The 14,470-nt window shown below is 39.7% G+C and carries 20 protein-coding genes and 1 pseudogene; 7 read left to right on the forward strand and 14 right to left on the reverse strand.

Annotated features, from left to right (window positions below; all coding sequences use genetic code 11):
• Positions 1–140: 140 nt before the first annotated feature.
• Positions 141–1,103, forward strand: a complete 963-nt coding sequence (locus AC5JP1_RS07025; protein ID WP_493843631.1) for a hypothetical protein — start codon at positions 141–143, stop codon at positions 1,101–1,103.
• Positions 1,100–2,263, forward strand: coding sequence for a hypothetical protein (locus AC5JP1_RS07030; protein WP_493843632.1), 1,164 nt, complete (start codon positions 1,100–1,102; stop codon positions 2,261–2,263). Before AC5JP1_RS07025 ends, AC5JP1_RS07030 begins: the two co-directional genes overlap by 4 nt.
• Here the strand turns inward: AC5JP1_RS07030 and AC5JP1_RS07035 are convergent.
• Positions 2,264–3,429, reverse strand: a protein-coding gene (locus tag AC5JP1_RS07035) for an IS3 family transposase (RefSeq protein WP_493842780.1) whose coding sequence is annotated in 2 segments (ribosomal slippage) — positions 2,264–3,171 and positions 3,171–3,429 — 1,167 coding nt in all. Because the reading frame shifts where the segments join, the coding sequence is not laid out codon by codon here.
• Positions 3,430–3,468: 39 nt separating this feature from the next.
• On the opposite strand from AC5JP1_RS07035, the gene AC5JP1_RS07040 reads away from it, so the two are divergent.
• The 5 genes and pseudogenes from AC5JP1_RS07040 to AC5JP1_RS07060 all read left to right on the forward strand — a co-directional run bounded on the left by AC5JP1_RS07040 (position 3,469) and on the right by AC5JP1_RS07060 (position 7,073).
• A complete protein-coding gene (locus AC5JP1_RS07040) occupies positions 3,469–4,419 on the forward strand; it encodes a hypothetical protein (protein ID WP_493843633.1) in 951 nt (316 codons plus the stop codon).
• A 1-nt stretch (position 4,420) separates the two neighbouring features.
• Complete coding sequence (locus AC5JP1_RS07045) at positions 4,421–4,840, forward strand: hypothetical protein (protein ID WP_057758729.1); 420 nt, start codon at positions 4,421–4,423, stop codon at positions 4,838–4,840.
• Between the two features lie 103 nt (positions 4,841–4,943).
• Entirely contained in the window at positions 4,944–5,441 is a 498-nt protein-coding gene (locus AC5JP1_RS07050; RefSeq protein WP_057758727.1) for an elongation factor P hydroxylase, read from the forward strand.
• Between the two features lie 394 nt (positions 5,442–5,835).
• Positions 5,836–6,192 (forward strand): annotated as a pseudogene (locus AC5JP1_RS07055) (elongation factor P hydroxylase); the annotation flags it as partial.
• Positions 6,193–6,452: 260 nt separating this feature from the next.
• Positions 6,453–7,073 carry an L-threonylcarbamoyladenylate synthase gene (locus AC5JP1_RS07060; protein ID WP_319052276.1) on the forward strand — a complete coding sequence of 207 codons (621 nt, stop codon included), beginning with the start codon at positions 6,453–6,455 and terminating at the stop codon, positions 7,071–7,073.
• A gap of 85 nt (positions 7,074–7,158) precedes the next feature.
• On the opposite strand, the gene rplQ is transcribed toward AC5JP1_RS07060, so the two are convergent.
• The 13 genes from rplQ to rpsH form a co-directional block, all read right to left on the reverse strand.
• Positions 7,159–7,518, reverse strand: coding sequence for a 50S ribosomal protein L17 (gene rplQ / locus AC5JP1_RS07065; RefSeq protein ID WP_021813387.1), 360 nt, complete (start codon positions 7,516–7,518; stop codon positions 7,159–7,161).
• 19 nt (positions 7,519–7,537) lie between these two features.
• A complete protein-coding gene (locus AC5JP1_RS07070) occupies positions 7,538–8,545 on the reverse strand; it encodes a DNA-directed RNA polymerase subunit alpha (RefSeq protein WP_493843634.1) in 1,008 nt (335 codons plus the stop codon).
• A gap of 80 nt (positions 8,546–8,625) precedes the next feature.
• A complete protein-coding gene (rpsD, locus tag AC5JP1_RS07075; RefSeq protein ID WP_301449228.1) occupies positions 8,626–9,267 on the reverse strand; it encodes a 30S ribosomal protein S4 in 642 nt (213 codons plus the stop codon).
• Between the two features lie 48 nt (positions 9,268–9,315).
• On the reverse strand, positions 9,316–9,705 hold the full coding sequence (gene rpsK / locus AC5JP1_RS07080) for a 30S ribosomal protein S11 (protein ID WP_045454458.1): 390 nt from the start codon (positions 9,703–9,705) through the stop codon (positions 9,316–9,318).
• A 20-nt stretch (positions 9,706–9,725) separates the two neighbouring features.
• Entirely contained in the window at positions 9,726–10,082 is a 357-nt protein-coding gene (rpsM, locus tag AC5JP1_RS07085) for a 30S ribosomal protein S13 (protein ID WP_021813384.1), read from the reverse strand.
• 250 nt (positions 10,083–10,332) lie between these two features.
• On the reverse strand, positions 10,333–10,449 hold the full coding sequence (gene rpmJ / locus AC5JP1_RS07090) for a 50S ribosomal protein L36 (RefSeq protein WP_010196721.1): 117 nt from the start codon (positions 10,447–10,449) through the stop codon (positions 10,333–10,335).
• A 30-nt stretch (positions 10,450–10,479) separates the two neighbouring features.
• The gene (gene secY / locus AC5JP1_RS07095; RefSeq protein WP_443526908.1) at positions 10,480–11,811 is read right to left on the reverse strand and encodes a preprotein translocase subunit SecY; all 1,332 of its coding nucleotides are present in this window, start codon (positions 11,809–11,811) and stop codon (positions 10,480–10,482) included.
• 19 nt (positions 11,812–11,830) lie between these two features.
• Positions 11,831–12,271: a 50S ribosomal protein L15 gene (gene rplO / locus AC5JP1_RS07100; protein ID WP_443526868.1), complete on the reverse strand. Its 441-nt coding sequence runs from the start codon at positions 12,269–12,271 to the stop codon at positions 11,831–11,833.
• The gene (rpmD, locus tag AC5JP1_RS07105) at positions 12,271–12,450 is read right to left on the reverse strand and encodes a 50S ribosomal protein L30 (protein WP_057758718.1); all 180 of its coding nucleotides are present in this window, start codon (positions 12,448–12,450) and stop codon (positions 12,271–12,273) included. The genes rplO and rpmD overlap by 1 nt, the downstream gene beginning before the upstream one ends.
• A gap of 20 nt (positions 12,451–12,470) precedes the next feature.
• Positions 12,471–12,986, reverse strand: a complete 516-nt coding sequence (rpsE, locus tag AC5JP1_RS07110; protein ID WP_010196711.1) for a 30S ribosomal protein S5 — start codon at positions 12,984–12,986, stop codon at positions 12,471–12,473.
• A gap of 2 nt (positions 12,987–12,988) precedes the next feature.
• Entirely contained in the window at positions 12,989–13,339 is a 351-nt protein-coding gene (gene rplR, locus AC5JP1_RS07115; protein ID WP_319052273.1) for a 50S ribosomal protein L18, read from the reverse strand.
• 11 nt (positions 13,340–13,350) lie between these two features.
• A complete protein-coding gene (rplF, locus tag AC5JP1_RS07120) occupies positions 13,351–13,884 on the reverse strand; it encodes a 50S ribosomal protein L6 (RefSeq protein ID WP_201599217.1) in 534 nt (177 codons plus the stop codon).
• A gap of 176 nt (positions 13,885–14,060) precedes the next feature.
• Complete coding sequence (rpsH, locus tag AC5JP1_RS07125; protein WP_319052272.1) at positions 14,061–14,459, reverse strand: 30S ribosomal protein S8; 399 nt, start codon at positions 14,457–14,459, stop codon at positions 14,061–14,063.
• Between the last annotated feature and the right edge of the window lie 11 nt (positions 14,460–14,470).

Here is a 14,470-nt window from a genome sequence, read left to right on the forward strand (position 1 = left end):
ACACATTAATAAACAACAGAAATACATGGATCAATGAGAATTTAGACTCTAGAAAAATTTATGCTTATAACCTATGTACATATTGCTTTTATTACATTTACCTTTCTTTCACTGCTGCTAATATACAACCCACACTTGATTTGAAAATATCTGATTTAAATTTGGAAAACCTTGGCTTATCAACTTTTGCTAAAAAACATAAATATCGAGCAGGTAGACAGATTGAATTTTCCGCTCCTTCTCACTTAAAACGTTATCTCATACAGTATTTGAAACTTAGAGAGTGGGTTGATAACCTTCATCTTCCTGGAGACTGTCAAGAATACTTGTTTATGCGTATTGGAGAACATCGTCAATTAAAGCGTTTTGCACGTAGCTCTGTCAGTTCTATTGACGACAATACTCCACTTTTTAAAGGGGTTAAAAGGGTTACTGCTAGAGACATTAGAAACCTATGTGCGGAATACTACATAAAACATTCTAAAGGAAATTTGTCATTAGTAGCTAGGAAGTTGAATAACTCTTTAACTACAGTAGCTAAATCTTACACTTCGATCGATATTGAGTCTCAAGCAATAGAGATGAATCATTATCACGAAAAAATGATTACCGCAGTTCTTAGGTCTAATCGAACTAATGAACAAACTATATCTATCAAGACTTCAACTAACTATGATACGGAGAAAATACCAGCAGGATCTTGTTCTAACCTATCAGATAATGATCCTGTTAAGGCATTGGGCTTTAATAATGAAGCCCCCAACCCTTCCTGTGCTACATTTGAAAGTTGTTTGTTCTGTGAATTTTTTGCAATTCATATAGATTTTGAAGATATACATAAACTATTAAGTTTGAAGGAGGCTCTACTAAAGTCTTCTATGATTCGTGATGATCCTGAATATCATCTTCTCTCTATAGAACCATCACTATTTAGAATTGACGAGATTATCAATATTCTTAAAGGAAAAGATAATAGAGTAATTGAACTCGTTGATGATGCTGAACAAAAAATAAAAATGCAAATTTATAATGAGTATTGGGATGAGCATATAAATTTTCTCACTGTAGCCTCAGAATCTAACAGAAAAAGCTTAAGTTTATGACCAAGACAATGATGCGTGAACCCCTCGTTAAAGAGATACAACCAATATCTAAAGACCTAATCGAAAACCCATCATCTGGTTTGATTGTAACGCTTTCCAAGAGTGGAGATGCTTTATCATTATTCTCTGATGATATTTGGGACTATAGTGCTACTAGCAATTCACATAGAACTATTAATTTTAGAACTAAAATTCGGAACCTATCCTCATCTATTAATACCGACGGCAAAAAATTCAAATCAGCAGTTAAGTTTTTGAAGGTATTTACTCTCAATTGGAATTGTGAGATGAATGGATGTTCTATGTCAAAATTGAATAGTGATATAGTCGCTATATCCTTCCTAATTAGTTACTGTGTAAACAATAATATTGACTTTAATAATATATTTACTGACAGTAGTGCAATCGACTTCCTAGTAACTAATAGTTCGACGGAGAAACAAATAGGTTTGCATTTAGGCAAGATACAAAGATTTATTGATACAGCATCTGTTTTAAATCAAAGTAATTTTTGGTGTAACATGCAACCTTCAAAAGAATTTTCAAGCAAACTAAGAAAGACTAGAAAATCTTTCCCTGAGACTTCTCAAAGTCTTCAAACCATGATCATTCCTTCACGTATTTATCAGAACCTGCTAAAAGATACCATTGAAAGTTTGCAGGTTTTTAATAAGCACGCTGAGCAGATCTCATATGTTTTTTCTGCACGTACTAAAGTAAGAGATGAAGCATTAAGATTAGATCAGAGTGTACCTATGAGTAAGCTTACTAAATCACAAAAAAGCTTAATCAGATTTTATTGGCAAACTGCTTTGAAGACAGATACAAAGCTAACTAAGATTTTAGCAGAATTAACAGATTTAAACATCATCAAGAATGCTAATTGGTTAAGTTTAACAATCAGCTTAGGTCAAATACAGATGAAAAGCGCTTTTGTTATAGCTGCGTTTACAGGTATGCGTAAAAATGAATTACTATCTATCCCTTTCAACGGGCTAAGACATATTCATTCCGATACTGGGAATATACCTGTAGTATGGTCAACTACAACAAAATTGGAAAGTAATGGAGTACCAAGATTTACAAAATGGGTAACAGGTTCAATTGTTGAAGATGACCCCTGCCGTCAATCCCGTATATATAAACTTGGGAGATTTTGATTACGCAGCCTGACGATAATAATCAAACCACACCTGTCTTGGCGATTTATAGCCTAAACCCTTTTGAATCCTAGTCTGATTATAATATAACTCAATATATCCAATGATATCTCTGATAGCTGCAAACCTTGTTTTATAGTCTTGGTGATATACTAGCTCGTTCTTCAATATGCCCCAGAAGCTTTCTATGGGTGCGTTGTCAAAGCAGTTGCCTTTACCGCTCATTGAACCTGTAAACTGATGCTGCTTGATGATCTTGTGGTAAGCATGGCTACAGTACTGACTGCCTCTGTCAGAGTGAACGACTAGCCCTTTGCTTGGTTGTTTATTCTTGATGGCCATGTTCAATGCTTTGCATACTAGATCTGCGGTCATTCGCTTATTGATCGCATAGCCGACCAGCTCTTTGGTATATAAATCTTTGACTCCCGCTAAATACAACCAGCCCTCAAGCGTCCAAATATAGGTGATGTCACTGGCCCACGCTTGGTTAGGGCGACTGGCATCAAACTCTTGATCCAACACGTTTGGATAGACCAGTTTGTTGTGATTGGAGTCGGTGGTGACTTTAAAGTGTTTGTGGCGACGGCATTTGATGCTGTATTCCTCTTTGATGCTTCTGACCATGTAGGGACTGATGTTATGACCTTGCTCACTTAGATGCGCATGCAGACGCTCAACACCATAGCGCTCATGAGTTTCACTGTGAGCGGCTTTAACGAGTAGCTCACAATGGTTGCGATGTATCTGCTGCTCGCTGATATCGCGACTCAGCCAGTCGTAGTAACTTGAATGCTTAACCCTTAGCACGCGGCACATAGTGGTGATGGTAAAGAAGTGCTGGTTATCTTTGATGAAGGCGTACCTGACTAGCTGTTTTTCGCGAAGTACGCCGTCGCCTTTTTTAATATCTCTCGCTCCTCTTCGGCTACTTTAAGCTGCCGCTTGAGCTGCTTTATTTCTTGAAGAGCACTCATGAGATCAGGATCATATTGCTCTGTGCCAATCAGCTTGCCTTGATTGGCTTTGTTGTTCCAGTTCGATAAGGTTTGCATGGCGATGCCAAGCTGCTTTGCAGTCGCTGAGATATTGCCATTATTGTCTGATATCTTCTTAACGGCTTCAGCTTTAAATTCTGTGCTATAGGTTCTTATTTTCTTGACCATGATAAACTCCGATTAATATGCTTAGTTTACCAAGTTTACTTGTACGGTTTCTTCAGCATAGCTCAAGAAGCTTTTGAAGCAGCTAAATTTATCACTCAAGGAGCTTTGAACTGGTCTGCTAATAAGAGTCAGGTGGCAGAAGATGAGAGTAAGTTACCGTTGTTTTTTTCAATTGAAAATGGGAAATCTGGAAAGCCTCATCCGCATTTTGATTATGCAACAACTGCCTTAAATAGCAACCTCATTCAAAAAATAATGTCATCAGAGCACTTATTAATTTCAGAACAAGACTTAAAGGAAGTCAGTCAATTTTTATACGGCGATGAAATATCTAATAATATTAAATTAGGTAAGCCTTGGCCTTTAGGCTTTCATCAGTTTAGACGCTCCTTAGCCGTGTATGCTGCTTCTAGTGGTTATGTTTCATATCCTACTCTTAAATCCCAGCTAAAACATATAAGCATGATGATGACAGTCTATTACACGGACTCAAACTCTAGAGCGATAAATATTTTAGGCAACGGCCCTGAAGTCAAAGCTATGCAAAAGGAATGGCAGGAGGCCCAAGCAAGAGTAGAGTCAGATAATTTGCATGAATTGTTAGATAGCAGGGTGACACTAACTGGTGCAGCTGGTAAAAATCTACAAAAAAGAAAAGTAGAGAATAAGCTTCCTAAGTTCTTAGATAATAGAAATAGTACTAAGAAAGCAGTCAAAAATGGCAAAATTCGTTATCGATCTACTTTAGTTGGCGGATGTATGTCTATTAAACCTTGTGATAAAGGTGCTGGTGTATTGGCATCTGCTTGTATTAGCTGTGAAAATGCGGTGTTTTCACCAGAATCCAAAAGTATTTTGCTACAAACTAAAGATTTTTATAAGTCTCAACTCACTTTAGATATTCCAAAGCGTGTTCATCATGAATACGAAGTGAGTATTAAAAAAATAGACAGTCTTCTTTCAGTATTAGAAGTAAATCAAGAGAAATAACATGAAAACTAGCCAGGCAGAACAGGCTTATTGGGATGCTTTGAATCGTCTACAAGATGGTACAGCCAAAATTGTCAATACAAAGTCATCACGGTTTAAGTTTACTAGAGACGCTGTAGGTAGAGAGGCAGGTAAAGGAAAAGGGTATGTCCGTAATGAGAGATATCCAGAACTTTGCGAAGCAATAACAAAAGCGGAAGAAGAACGCAAAAATCGTGCTCAAGAAAAACCTAATACTTCTACTAAGTTAAAACATGAAAAAGAGCTCAAAATCAAAGCTAATTTGAAATACGACATGATAAAAGAAGAATATGACATTATAATGCAAGATTATCTTAACATTCTAAGACAGAATTTTGAACTTCAAAGAGAGTTAGCAGATTCTCCACATATAAGATTAGTGAAAAGATCTAATAAATAGCTTAATCTTGTTCCTGTTTAGCTCAAATACAATCTATGAATAAAGCCTCTCTAAAGCTTTATTTCTCATATTACGGCTATTAAGATGCCTTAAAAGTATTCCTATGAATGACGATCATTTGTGTAACAAACTAAAAATTTTATTTGAACATCTTTTTCCTACTCTAACCATAATTGGTGGAGTAGATGAACCCTACTATGAAGCGCCAAAAGCAGATACAAATGCGAAGATCTTTTTTAAAGAAAACTACCCAAGAAGCCTATTACATGAAATTGCTCATTACTGTTTGGCAGGGCAAAAACGACGCAAATTAGATGACTATGGTTACTGGTATACTGAATGTGGTAGAACAAGTGAAGAGCAAGAGCTATTTCAATTGGTTGAAGCAAGACCTCAAGGCTTAGAAAAGGCTATGTGTGAAGCTATAGGTATACATTTTTCACCTAGCTTTGATGATTTTTCAGGTCGACCGATATCAGAGGTGTTTCTAAAAAACTTAGAAGTTAATTATCAAGAGATGATTACGAATCCTCCTCCTACGGCTAGAATAGCTTTAGAAACATTAATGCATACAGATTTTTCTACGTTAAGGGATAATTAGTTTATTAACTACATATTGCAAATTCATACTTACTTAATTTTAAAATTTCAAAGCAGTCATGTGAAGTATATTCATCAGGCTACTATTCAGCCGATGATAACTATAGTAAATATTCTAGCCTTCCCAATTTTATTGAAAAAACAAAGAATATCTACTAAGAGAAGAACCAACAAAAAGTCCCGATCTATTCATCAAAAATAAAATATTGATATGTCTCGATTGTATATACACGGCTAATATAAGCTTCTTAGTGCTTTGAAAAGTGATAATTCCAATGACTCACTTAATGTACAATATCTCCTTTTATGAGGAATATTGTACATTTTTTTATCAAGAAGCTGATTTTACATCATTACAATTACTTCTTTATCAATCAATAACTTAGTAATGTACATTTATAGTTAAGAGTTTACTAGAAATCAGTCATTGGTGTGTGGCTGGTGAGGCTCGTAGGCGACTACCTGATTTTGGCTACTGGTATGCCCCAGACGGTCGAACAGCAGCTCAGCAGCAAGCATTTGAGCGTGTAGAAATCAAGCCGCAAGCACTAGAGTGTCTATTTACTCTCGCATGTGGGCGACATTTTCAAGTCTCACAAGATAACTTGTTTGCTGACTTTGACACTAGCGAGAGTGCATTTGCTAATGACGTCTATCAACAAGTAGAAACCTATCTTGAAAATCCAAAAATTTTACCACGTGATGCTAAAACATTACTCAGCACCCTACTCCGTGCTTGCCAAGATAAATAATATCAAACGCCAATAAGGCTTTTATTTGAGCTACTCATTTTTTTGGTGTTAACGATTTTCTACGATTGGTAACGCCTTACCACTAAAGCTCTATTGGCTTTGAGCTATACTGATAATTGAAATAGCATTTTTGAATAGATTGCATTAGCAACATACGAAGTAGTGTTCAGCGACACTACTTCTGATTAAATTAGCTTTAACCAGCTGACAAATTATTTGTATTAATAAAAAAACCAATAACTATAAAATAAGGAATTATTATGGAAGTACTCTATATTCATCCAGAAAATCCGCAGCCACGTCTCATCGAACAAGCTGCCAATATGCTACGCAAGGATCAACTGATCATTTATCCAACAGATACCAGTTATGCTTTTGGTTGTCGGTTGGGCGCAAAGGACGCCTTGACTAAGCTAAAGCAAATTCGCGAGCTTGATGACAAGCATCAATTTACTTTGTTATGCCGTGATCTTAGTGAGATTGCCAATTACGCTACAGTCGACAATGTACAATTTAAACAGCTTAAAGCGCATACGCCAGCGCCAATTACTTTTATTCTCAATGCTACAAAAGATGTGCCTAAGAAACTCGCCCACGCAAAAAAGAAAACGATTGGTATTCGTGTGCCTAGCAATCCTATTGCCCAGGCGCTATTAGAAGCGATGGATGAACCTATTTTGACCAGTTCTTTGATTCTTCCTGATAGAGACGATATTTTAGATGATCCGTTTGAAATTGAAGACTTGTTAGGTAATCAAATAGACGGTCTTATCAATGCAGGCATAAAGACAACCAAACTTACCACCATTGTAGACATGACCAATAGTCAGCCTGAAGTGATCAGACAAGGTGCTGCTGACGTTGATTCGTTATTACTATGAACGGATAATAAATAATTAAATTTCAAACAAAAAAAAGCTCCAATTCAATTGGAGCTTTTTTTTGAAATATATCTACGGTGCAAAATTAGTCGCGATCAACCAATTCTACATAAGCCATTGGCGCGTTGTCACCATCACGGTAACCACACTTTACGATACGCAAATAACCACCTGGACGCGTCTGGTAACGAGGACCTAACGTGCCAAATAATTTGCCTACCATAGCTTTGCTACGCATACGGCTGAATGCTAAACGACGGTTAGCAACGCTGTCTTCTTTAGCCATAGTGATCAATGGCTCGGCAACGCGACGTAGTTCTTTAGCTTTTGGTAAAGTTGTTTTGATCAGTTCATGCTCAAATAATGAGTTGGTCATGTTCTGAAACATTGCCTTACGATGACTGCCGGTACGACCCAGCTTGACTCCACTCTTACGATGGCGCATAGTCAAAAATCCTTAAAGTTTAACGGCTACGATAAGAAAAGCGATCATCAACACGTAAATCAGCTGGTGGCCAGTTATCTAGGCGCATACCGAGCTCTAAATCTTTAGACGCTAATACGTCTTTGATTTCTGTTAATGATTTCTTACCAAGATTTGGGGTTTTTAGAAGTTCAGTCTCTGAACGCTGTACCAAATCACCGATATAGTAAATGTTTTCAGCTTTCAAGCAGTTGGCTGAGCGAACCGTTAGTTCAAGATCGTCCACAGGGCGTAATAGCACCGGATCAACCTCTTCTTTTTCTTTCACAGGCTCAGGCGCTTCTTCAGCTTCTAGGTCAACAAAGATAGAAATCTGTTGCTGTAAAATAGTTGCTGCTTTACGAATTGCTTCTTCTGGATCTATAGTGCCATTAGTTTCAAGCTCAACGATAAGACGATCAAGATCAGTACGCTGCTCAACGCGAGCGTTCTCAACCTGATAAGCAACACGAAGCACAGGACTAAAACTTGCATCAAGTTTCAAACGTCCAATTGCTCTAGTATCACCATCTTCACGGCGCTGGTTTGCTGGCTCATATCCACGACCCATCACTACACGCAAACGCATCTTAAGATGACCACGTTCGCTCAATGTACCCAAGACCAATTCTGGATTGATGATGTCAACATTGTGCGGTAACGCGATGTCTGCAGCAGTAATAGTGCCTGGACCTTGTTTATCCAAGGTCAAAAATACTTCATTTTGGTCATGAAGCGTAATTGCCAAACCTTTTAAGTTCAAAAGCAAGTCAAGTACATCTTCTTGTAGCCCTTCAAGCGTAGAGTATTCATGGTCAACACCATCAATCTCAGCTTCAATGACTGCAGCACCAGGTAATGAAGATAACAAGATGCGACGCAGAGCATTACCTAGGGTATGCCCAAAGCCGCGTTCTAACGGTTCGAGCGTGACTTTCGCAATCGTTTCATTAACCGTATCCACATTAATGGCATTCGGCGTTAGAAACTCAGTTGCATTTAGCATCATGATGTCACCTCGATTTATTAAACTGGTTTAATTAACGTTGAGTGCTCAATGTTATTTTCATAACATTGAGCATTACGTTATTACTTAGAGTATAGCTCAACGATCAAGCTTTCGTTGATTTCAGCAGGTAGATCAATACGATCAGGCGCTTTTTTGAACGTGCCCTGTAATTTGCTGTGATCAACATCAAGCCATTCTGGAATGCCACGTTGTGACGCTAGTTCAATAGCGTTTTTAATACGTAGCTGTTCGCGAGACTTCTCTTGGATAGCGATGACATCACCATCTTGAAGCTGAATTGATGGAATGTTCACACGAACAAACTCATCACGGCCAGCTTTCTTTACCATTACGGTACGATGGCTAACTAGTTGACGTGCTTCAGCGCGAGTTGAGCCAAAGCCCATGCGATATACAACGTTATCTAGACGGCTCTCAAGCATAGCTAAAAGGTTTTCACCAGTAGCACCGCGCTTACGAGCAGCTTCTTTGTAGTAGTTAGCGAACTGACGCTCTAGTACACCGTAAATACGCTTAACTTTCTGCTTTTCGCGCAGCTGTAGAGCATATTCTGAGGTCTTGTTACGGCTTACACCGTGCTGACCTGGTGGACGACCAGCTTTTTTCGTTTTTACGTCATATGGTTTAACGCCAGACTTAAGACCTAAGTCTGTACCTTCGCGACGTGATAATTTCAGTTTTGGTCCAATATAGCGGGCCATTGTTATGTCTCCTATAAGCTTTTGGGATAAAAAGCTTCGTCTTTAATATTAGACGCGGCGCTTTTTCGGCGCACGGCAACCATTGTGTGGGATTGGGGTTACATCAGAGATGCTGTTAACTTTATAACCCAATGCACCTAGTGCTCTTACCGCAGACTCACGACCCGGTCCTGGTCCTTTGACCAAAACGTCGATATTCTTAACACCGTATTCTTGAGCCGCTTTACCAGCGACTTCAGCTGCAACCTGAGCTGCAAATGGTGTAGATTTACGTGAACCACGGAAGCCTTGTCCACCTGAAGTGGCCCAAGCCAATGCATTACCTTGACGATCGGTAATCGTAACAATGGTGTTATTAAAAGACGCATGGATATGGGCAATGCCCTCCGATACTGAACGACGAGTCACCTTTTTGCGACTGCGAGTGTCTTTTGCCATCTTTTAGCTTCCTAAGTTAATTATCTTTTGAGAGGGCGTGTCGGACCCTTACGAGTACGAGCGTTGTTCTTGGTGTTCTGACCTCTAACTGGTAGGTTACGACGATGGCGGATGCCACGGTAACAACCAAGATCAACTAAACGCTTGATATTCATTGAAACTTCACGACGAAGGTCACCTTCAGTCATGTAGTTTGCAACTTGTGCACGGATAGCATCTAACTGTGTATCATCTAACTGGCTAACTTTAGTAGTAGGGGCAATGCCAACTGCTTCTAAGATTTTCTGAGCAGTGGTACGACCTACACCAAAGATGTAAGTTAGTGAAATAACAGCATGCTTATTATCCGGAATGTTTACGCCGGCAATACGAGCCATTGATTTCTCTCCATTAAAGAAAAATAAGCGTTATTTATCAATAAGGCATTATTTTTCAGAATTGTTGCTGTTGATACTACACACTCTATAATAACTTTTGATACTAGGATTTAGTAAATTCTGTACCTAAAAACCATTATAAAACATTCTGTATAAACACGGCAAGTGGCGGATGATATCCCATCCGCCGTTATTTTTCAAGTATTAATTTATATAGTAATAAAAGTTTAAAACTTTATGATACTAGATATTAACCTTGACGTTGCTTGTGGCGCGGTTCTGCCGTACAAATGATATGTACACGGCCTTTACGGCGCACAACTTTACAGCTACCACAAATCTTCTTAACTGATGCTTGAACTTTCATAGCATGCTCCTTGAAATATCGTACCGCTCATTAAGGTTGAGTGGGCGATTGAATTAACGTCTGATCATGATATTGATGGGTCATCAAATGCGCTTGAATCTGCGAGATGAAGTCCATTACCACAACCACCATAATCAGTAGCGACGTACCACCAAGTTGAAACGGTACACCAAACGATGACTGGACGACCATTGGCATTAAACAAATAACCGTCATATACATCGCGCCAATAAAGGTCAGTCGGTTTAATACATGATCGAGGTAACGCTGAGTTTGTTGTCCTGGGCGAATACCTGGGATATAAGCACCACTACGTTTAAGGTTTTCTGCTACTTCACGAGGACTAAATACTAATGCCGTATAAAAATAACAGAAGAAAATAATCATTGCACCGAACAATACTAAATACAGCGGCTGTCCTGGAGACAACACCAATGCCATATTTTGCAGTATTTTTTGTACAAAGGTAGGGTCAGTTGATTGACCTACCCACTGCCCTAAACTTGCAGGGAACAACAATAAAGAGCTTGCAAAAATAGCTGGGATAACCCCTGCCATATTAAGCTTCAACGGCAAATGTGACTGCTGCTGAGCGTAAATTTTACGGCCTTGCTGTTGTTTCTGAGCATAGTTAACAGGGACACGGCGCTGAGCACGTTCAATATAAACAATACCTGCAGTTACCGCGATTCCCAGTAGTACAAAAATAAATAGTACAATCAAGTTCATTTGACCTTGATTGACCTGTTCGATAGATTGCGAAATCATACCTGGTGTACCAGCCACAATACTCGCAAAAATGAGCATTGAAATACCGTTACCAACGCCACGTTCTGTAATCTGCTCACCGAGCCACATCAAGAACATTGCGCCCGCTACTAATGAAGTAACGGCTGGAATATAAAAGGTCAAACCAGATGATAAAGTAAGGTTTTGGCTGATCAAACCAGCACACATTCCTAATGACTGTACTAGTGCTAAAGCAAGCGTTCCCTGACGGGTGTACTTGTTTAGCTTACGTCGTCCTGCTTCACCCTCTTTTTTGAGAGCCTCAAGCGATGGCAATACTGCAGACATCATCTGTACAATAATCGATGCTGAGATATATGGCATAATGCCAAGTGCCATGATAGACATACGCTCTAGCGCACCACCTGAGAACATATTGAACATGCTCAAAATGGTGTTTTCGTTGCGCGAAAACAGATCAGCCAAGTTGACCGGGTTAATACCCGGCACTGGAATATGTGACCCTAAACGATAAACAATCAATGCGCCGATTAAGAATAATAAACGCGACCATAACTCATCATACTTGCGTATAAATGCGAATGGATTAAGCGGTATACCAGTCGATGACATTGATTGTTTTGACACGTTACTACTCCTCGATGCTACCACCAGCAGCTTCGATCGCTTGCTTAGCACCTTTAGTCACTTTGATACCTTTAAAGGTATAAGCTTTGGTGACTTCGCCTGATAGCATAACACGGGCACGCTTCATGTCGTGACGGACAAGGTTAGCAGCTTTAAGTGTCTCAAGGCTAACCACATCGCCATCAATTTTATTCAGTTCAGAAAGACGTACTTCAGCAGTCTTCATAGCCAGTTTACTGGTAAAACCAAATTTTGGTAGACGACGATATAAAGGCATTTGGCCACCTTCAAATCCTGAGCGAACGCTAGAACCTGAACGAGACTTCTGACCTTTTACACCACGACCACCAGTCTTACCAAGACCTGAACCGATACCACGACCACGACGTTGGGCAGTTTTCTTTGCGCCAACACCTGGTGATAATTCATTTAATCTAAGACCCATTACGCTTCCTCCACTTTTACCATGTAGTTAACGCGATTAACCATACCACGTGTTGAAGGAGTATCTTCTACTACAACAGTGTGATTAATGCGGCGTAAACCCAATCCTTTCAAGCTCGCTTTGTGGCTCTTTAGGCGATGGGCACCCGATTTAAATTGAGTGACTTTCATTTTTTTCATCGTAACTCACCTAGTCTAAGTTAACCCAAGATTTCGTCTACAGATTTACCACGTTTAGCTGCCATCTTCTCTGGAGTTGACATATCACGTAAACCGTTAAACGTTGCGCGAACAACATTAGCAGTATTGGTAGAACCATAACATTTAGTCAAAACATCTTTGACACCAGCAACTTCTAATACAGCACGCATTGCGCCACCGGCGATTACGCCAGTACCTTCAGATGCAGGTTGCATATAGACTTTACTAGCACCATGACGTGCTTTGATCGGATGATACAAAGTTGCATCATTTAATTCAACAGTGATCATATTGCGTTTAGCAGCTTCTAGTGCTTTTTGGATAGCAGCTGGCACTTCACGTGCTTTACCACGACCAAAACCAACGCGGCCATTACCATCACCCACTACAGTCAATGCAGTGAAAGAGAAAATACGACCACCTTTAACAACTTTTGCAACGCGATCAACGGTAACTAAGCGTTCTACTAGACCGTCAGTCTGTTCATTTTTATCATTTTTATCATTTCTAGCCATGATTAAAACTCCAATCCGTTTTCGCGAGCAGCTTCTGCTAAAGCTTTAACTCGACCATGATATTTAAAACCACTACGGTCAAAGGCAACTTTAGTAATGCCAGCTGCTTTTGCGCGTTCTGCGATCATTTGGCCTACAGACGTTGCTGAATCAGCATTACCAGTCGCGCCTGAACGCAAGCTGTTGTCTAAGGTAGATGCCTGAGCAATCACTTCACCACCATTTGGAGAGATAATCTGGGCATAAATATGTTTTGACGTGCGGTTAACCGTTAAGCGATGAACGCCCAAGAAACGGATATGTGCGCGTGTTTTCTTAGCTCGACGCAGACGAGCTGCTTTTTTATCAAACATTTCAACTCACCTTATTTTTTCTTAGCTTCTTTGCGAATCACATGCTCGTCACTATAACGAATACCTTTACCTTTATAAGGCTCAGGTGGGCGGAAACCACGGATATTAGCCGCTGCTTGACCAAGCTGCTGTTTGTTGTTTGATTTCAAAACAATTTCAGTTTGCGTTGGGGTTTCAGCTGACACACCTTCAGGTAACGTGTACTCTACTGGATGAGAGTAACCAACGTTAAGGGTTACTTTGTTACCAGCAACTTGAGCACGATAACCAACACCAATTAATTGAAGACGTCTTTCAAAGCCTTCGTTCACGCCTTTAACATAGTTGTTAATAAGAGCGCGCATGGTGCCAGTGTGCATCATAGCTTCTTTTGAATCGACTGTAGGTGAGAAAATGATAGCATCATCTTCCTGTTTCAGCTCGACCAATTCATGCAGGTGTAAAGACATAGTACCGTTCTTGCCTTTAACTTCGACCTGCCGATCGTTCAAAGTAACGCTTACGCCGTTAGGCAGCGTCACTGGGGCTTTAGCCACACGAGACATAGGAATATTCCTTAAAAAATTTAACTTCTTTATATTAGCGAAAAAACTAACAGGCTAAAAAGCGTGTTAGTTTAGCATAGTTGACTATGTTAGACACCTATCAATTTGAAATAATTTAATATTACTCCATCAATAGAGGCCTAACAATCATCAAGTAAACTTCATCGTCGTATAGCTTACGCTACAAATGCGACGATTTCACCACCGATACCAGCAGCGCGTGCAGCACGATCGCTCATGATACCTTGGCTAGTAGATACGATAGCAACACCCATACCTTGCTTAACAGTAGGGATTTCATCTTTGCCGCGGAACTGGCGTAGACCAGGACGGCTATAACGTTGAATCGTTTCGATGACAGCACGGCCTTCGAAGTATTTCAATTCAATAGTAAGGGTCGCTTTGTTGTTTTCTTCTTCAGCAACAACAGCGCTAGCCACATAACCTTCGCTAACTAGCAAATCAGCAATTGATTTACGTAATTTAGAGCTCGGCATTGCTACCGATACTTTGTTAGCCATTTGTGCGTTACGGATACGGGTTAGCATATCCCCAACGGTATCTTGCATACTCATATAGTTACTCC

It is taken from the genome of Psychrobacter sp. H29, assembly GCF_059073055.1.

Excerpts from the sequence above, each read along its gene's own strand:
- rplQ (WP_021813387.1), bottom strand. The coding sequence starts at position 7,518 with ATGCGCCATCGTAAGAGTGGAGTCAAGCTGGGTCGTACCGGCAGTCAT.
- AC5JP1_RS07045 (WP_057758729.1), top strand. The coding sequence starts at position 4,421 with ATGAAAACTAGCCAGGCAGAACAGGCTTATTGGGATGCTTTGAATCGT.
- rpsE (WP_010196711.1), bottom strand. The coding sequence starts at position 12,986 with ATGGCTAGAAATGATAAAAATGATAAAAATGAACAGACTGACGGTCTA.
- rpsM (WP_021813384.1), bottom strand. The coding sequence starts at position 10,082 with ATGGCTCGTATTGCCGGCGTAAACATTCCGGATAATAAGCATGCTGTT.
- rpmJ (WP_010196721.1), bottom strand. The coding sequence starts at position 10,449 with ATGAAAGTTCAAGCATCAGTTAAGAAGATTTGTGGTAGCTGTAAAGTT.
- AC5JP1_RS07060 (WP_319052276.1), top strand. The coding sequence starts at position 6,453 with ATGGAAGTACTCTATATTCATCCAGAAAATCCGCAGCCACGTCTCATC.
- rplO (WP_443526868.1), bottom strand. The coding sequence starts at position 12,271 with ATGGGTCTTAGATTAAATGAATTATCACCAGGTGTTGGCGCAAAGAAA.
- rplF (WP_201599217.1), bottom strand. The coding sequence starts at position 13,884 with ATGTCTCGTGTGGCTAAAGCCCCAGTGACGCTGCCTAACGGCGTAAGC.
- AC5JP1_RS07050 (WP_057758727.1), top strand. The coding sequence starts at position 4,944 with ATGAATGACGATCATTTGTGTAACAAACTAAAAATTTTATTTGAACAT.
- rpsH (WP_319052272.1), bottom strand. The coding sequence starts at position 14,459 with ATGAGTATGCAAGATACCGTTGGGGATATGCTAACCCGTATCCGTAAC.
- rpmD (WP_057758718.1), bottom strand. The coding sequence starts at position 12,450 with ATGAAAAAAATGAAAGTCACTCAATTTAAATCGGGTGCCCATCGCCTA.
- secY (WP_443526908.1), bottom strand. The coding sequence starts at position 11,811 with ATGTCATCGACTGGTATACCGCTTAATCCATTCGCATTTATACGCAAG.
- rpsD (WP_301449228.1), bottom strand. The coding sequence starts at position 9,267 with ATGGCCCGCTATATTGGACCAAAACTGAAATTATCACGTCGCGAAGGT.
- rpsK (WP_045454458.1), bottom strand. The coding sequence starts at position 9,705 with ATGGCAAAAGACACTCGCAGTCGCAAAAAGGTGACTCGTCGTTCAGTA.
- AC5JP1_RS07070 (WP_493843634.1), bottom strand. The coding sequence starts at position 8,545 with ATGATGCTAAATGCAACTGAGTTTCTAACGCCGAATGCCATTAATGTG.
- AC5JP1_RS07030 (WP_493843632.1), top strand. The coding sequence starts at position 1,100 with ATGACCAAGACAATGATGCGTGAACCCCTCGTTAAAGAGATACAACCA.
- rplR (WP_319052273.1), bottom strand. The coding sequence starts at position 13,339 with ATGTTTGATAAAAAAGCAGCTCGTCTGCGTCGAGCTAAGAAAACACGC.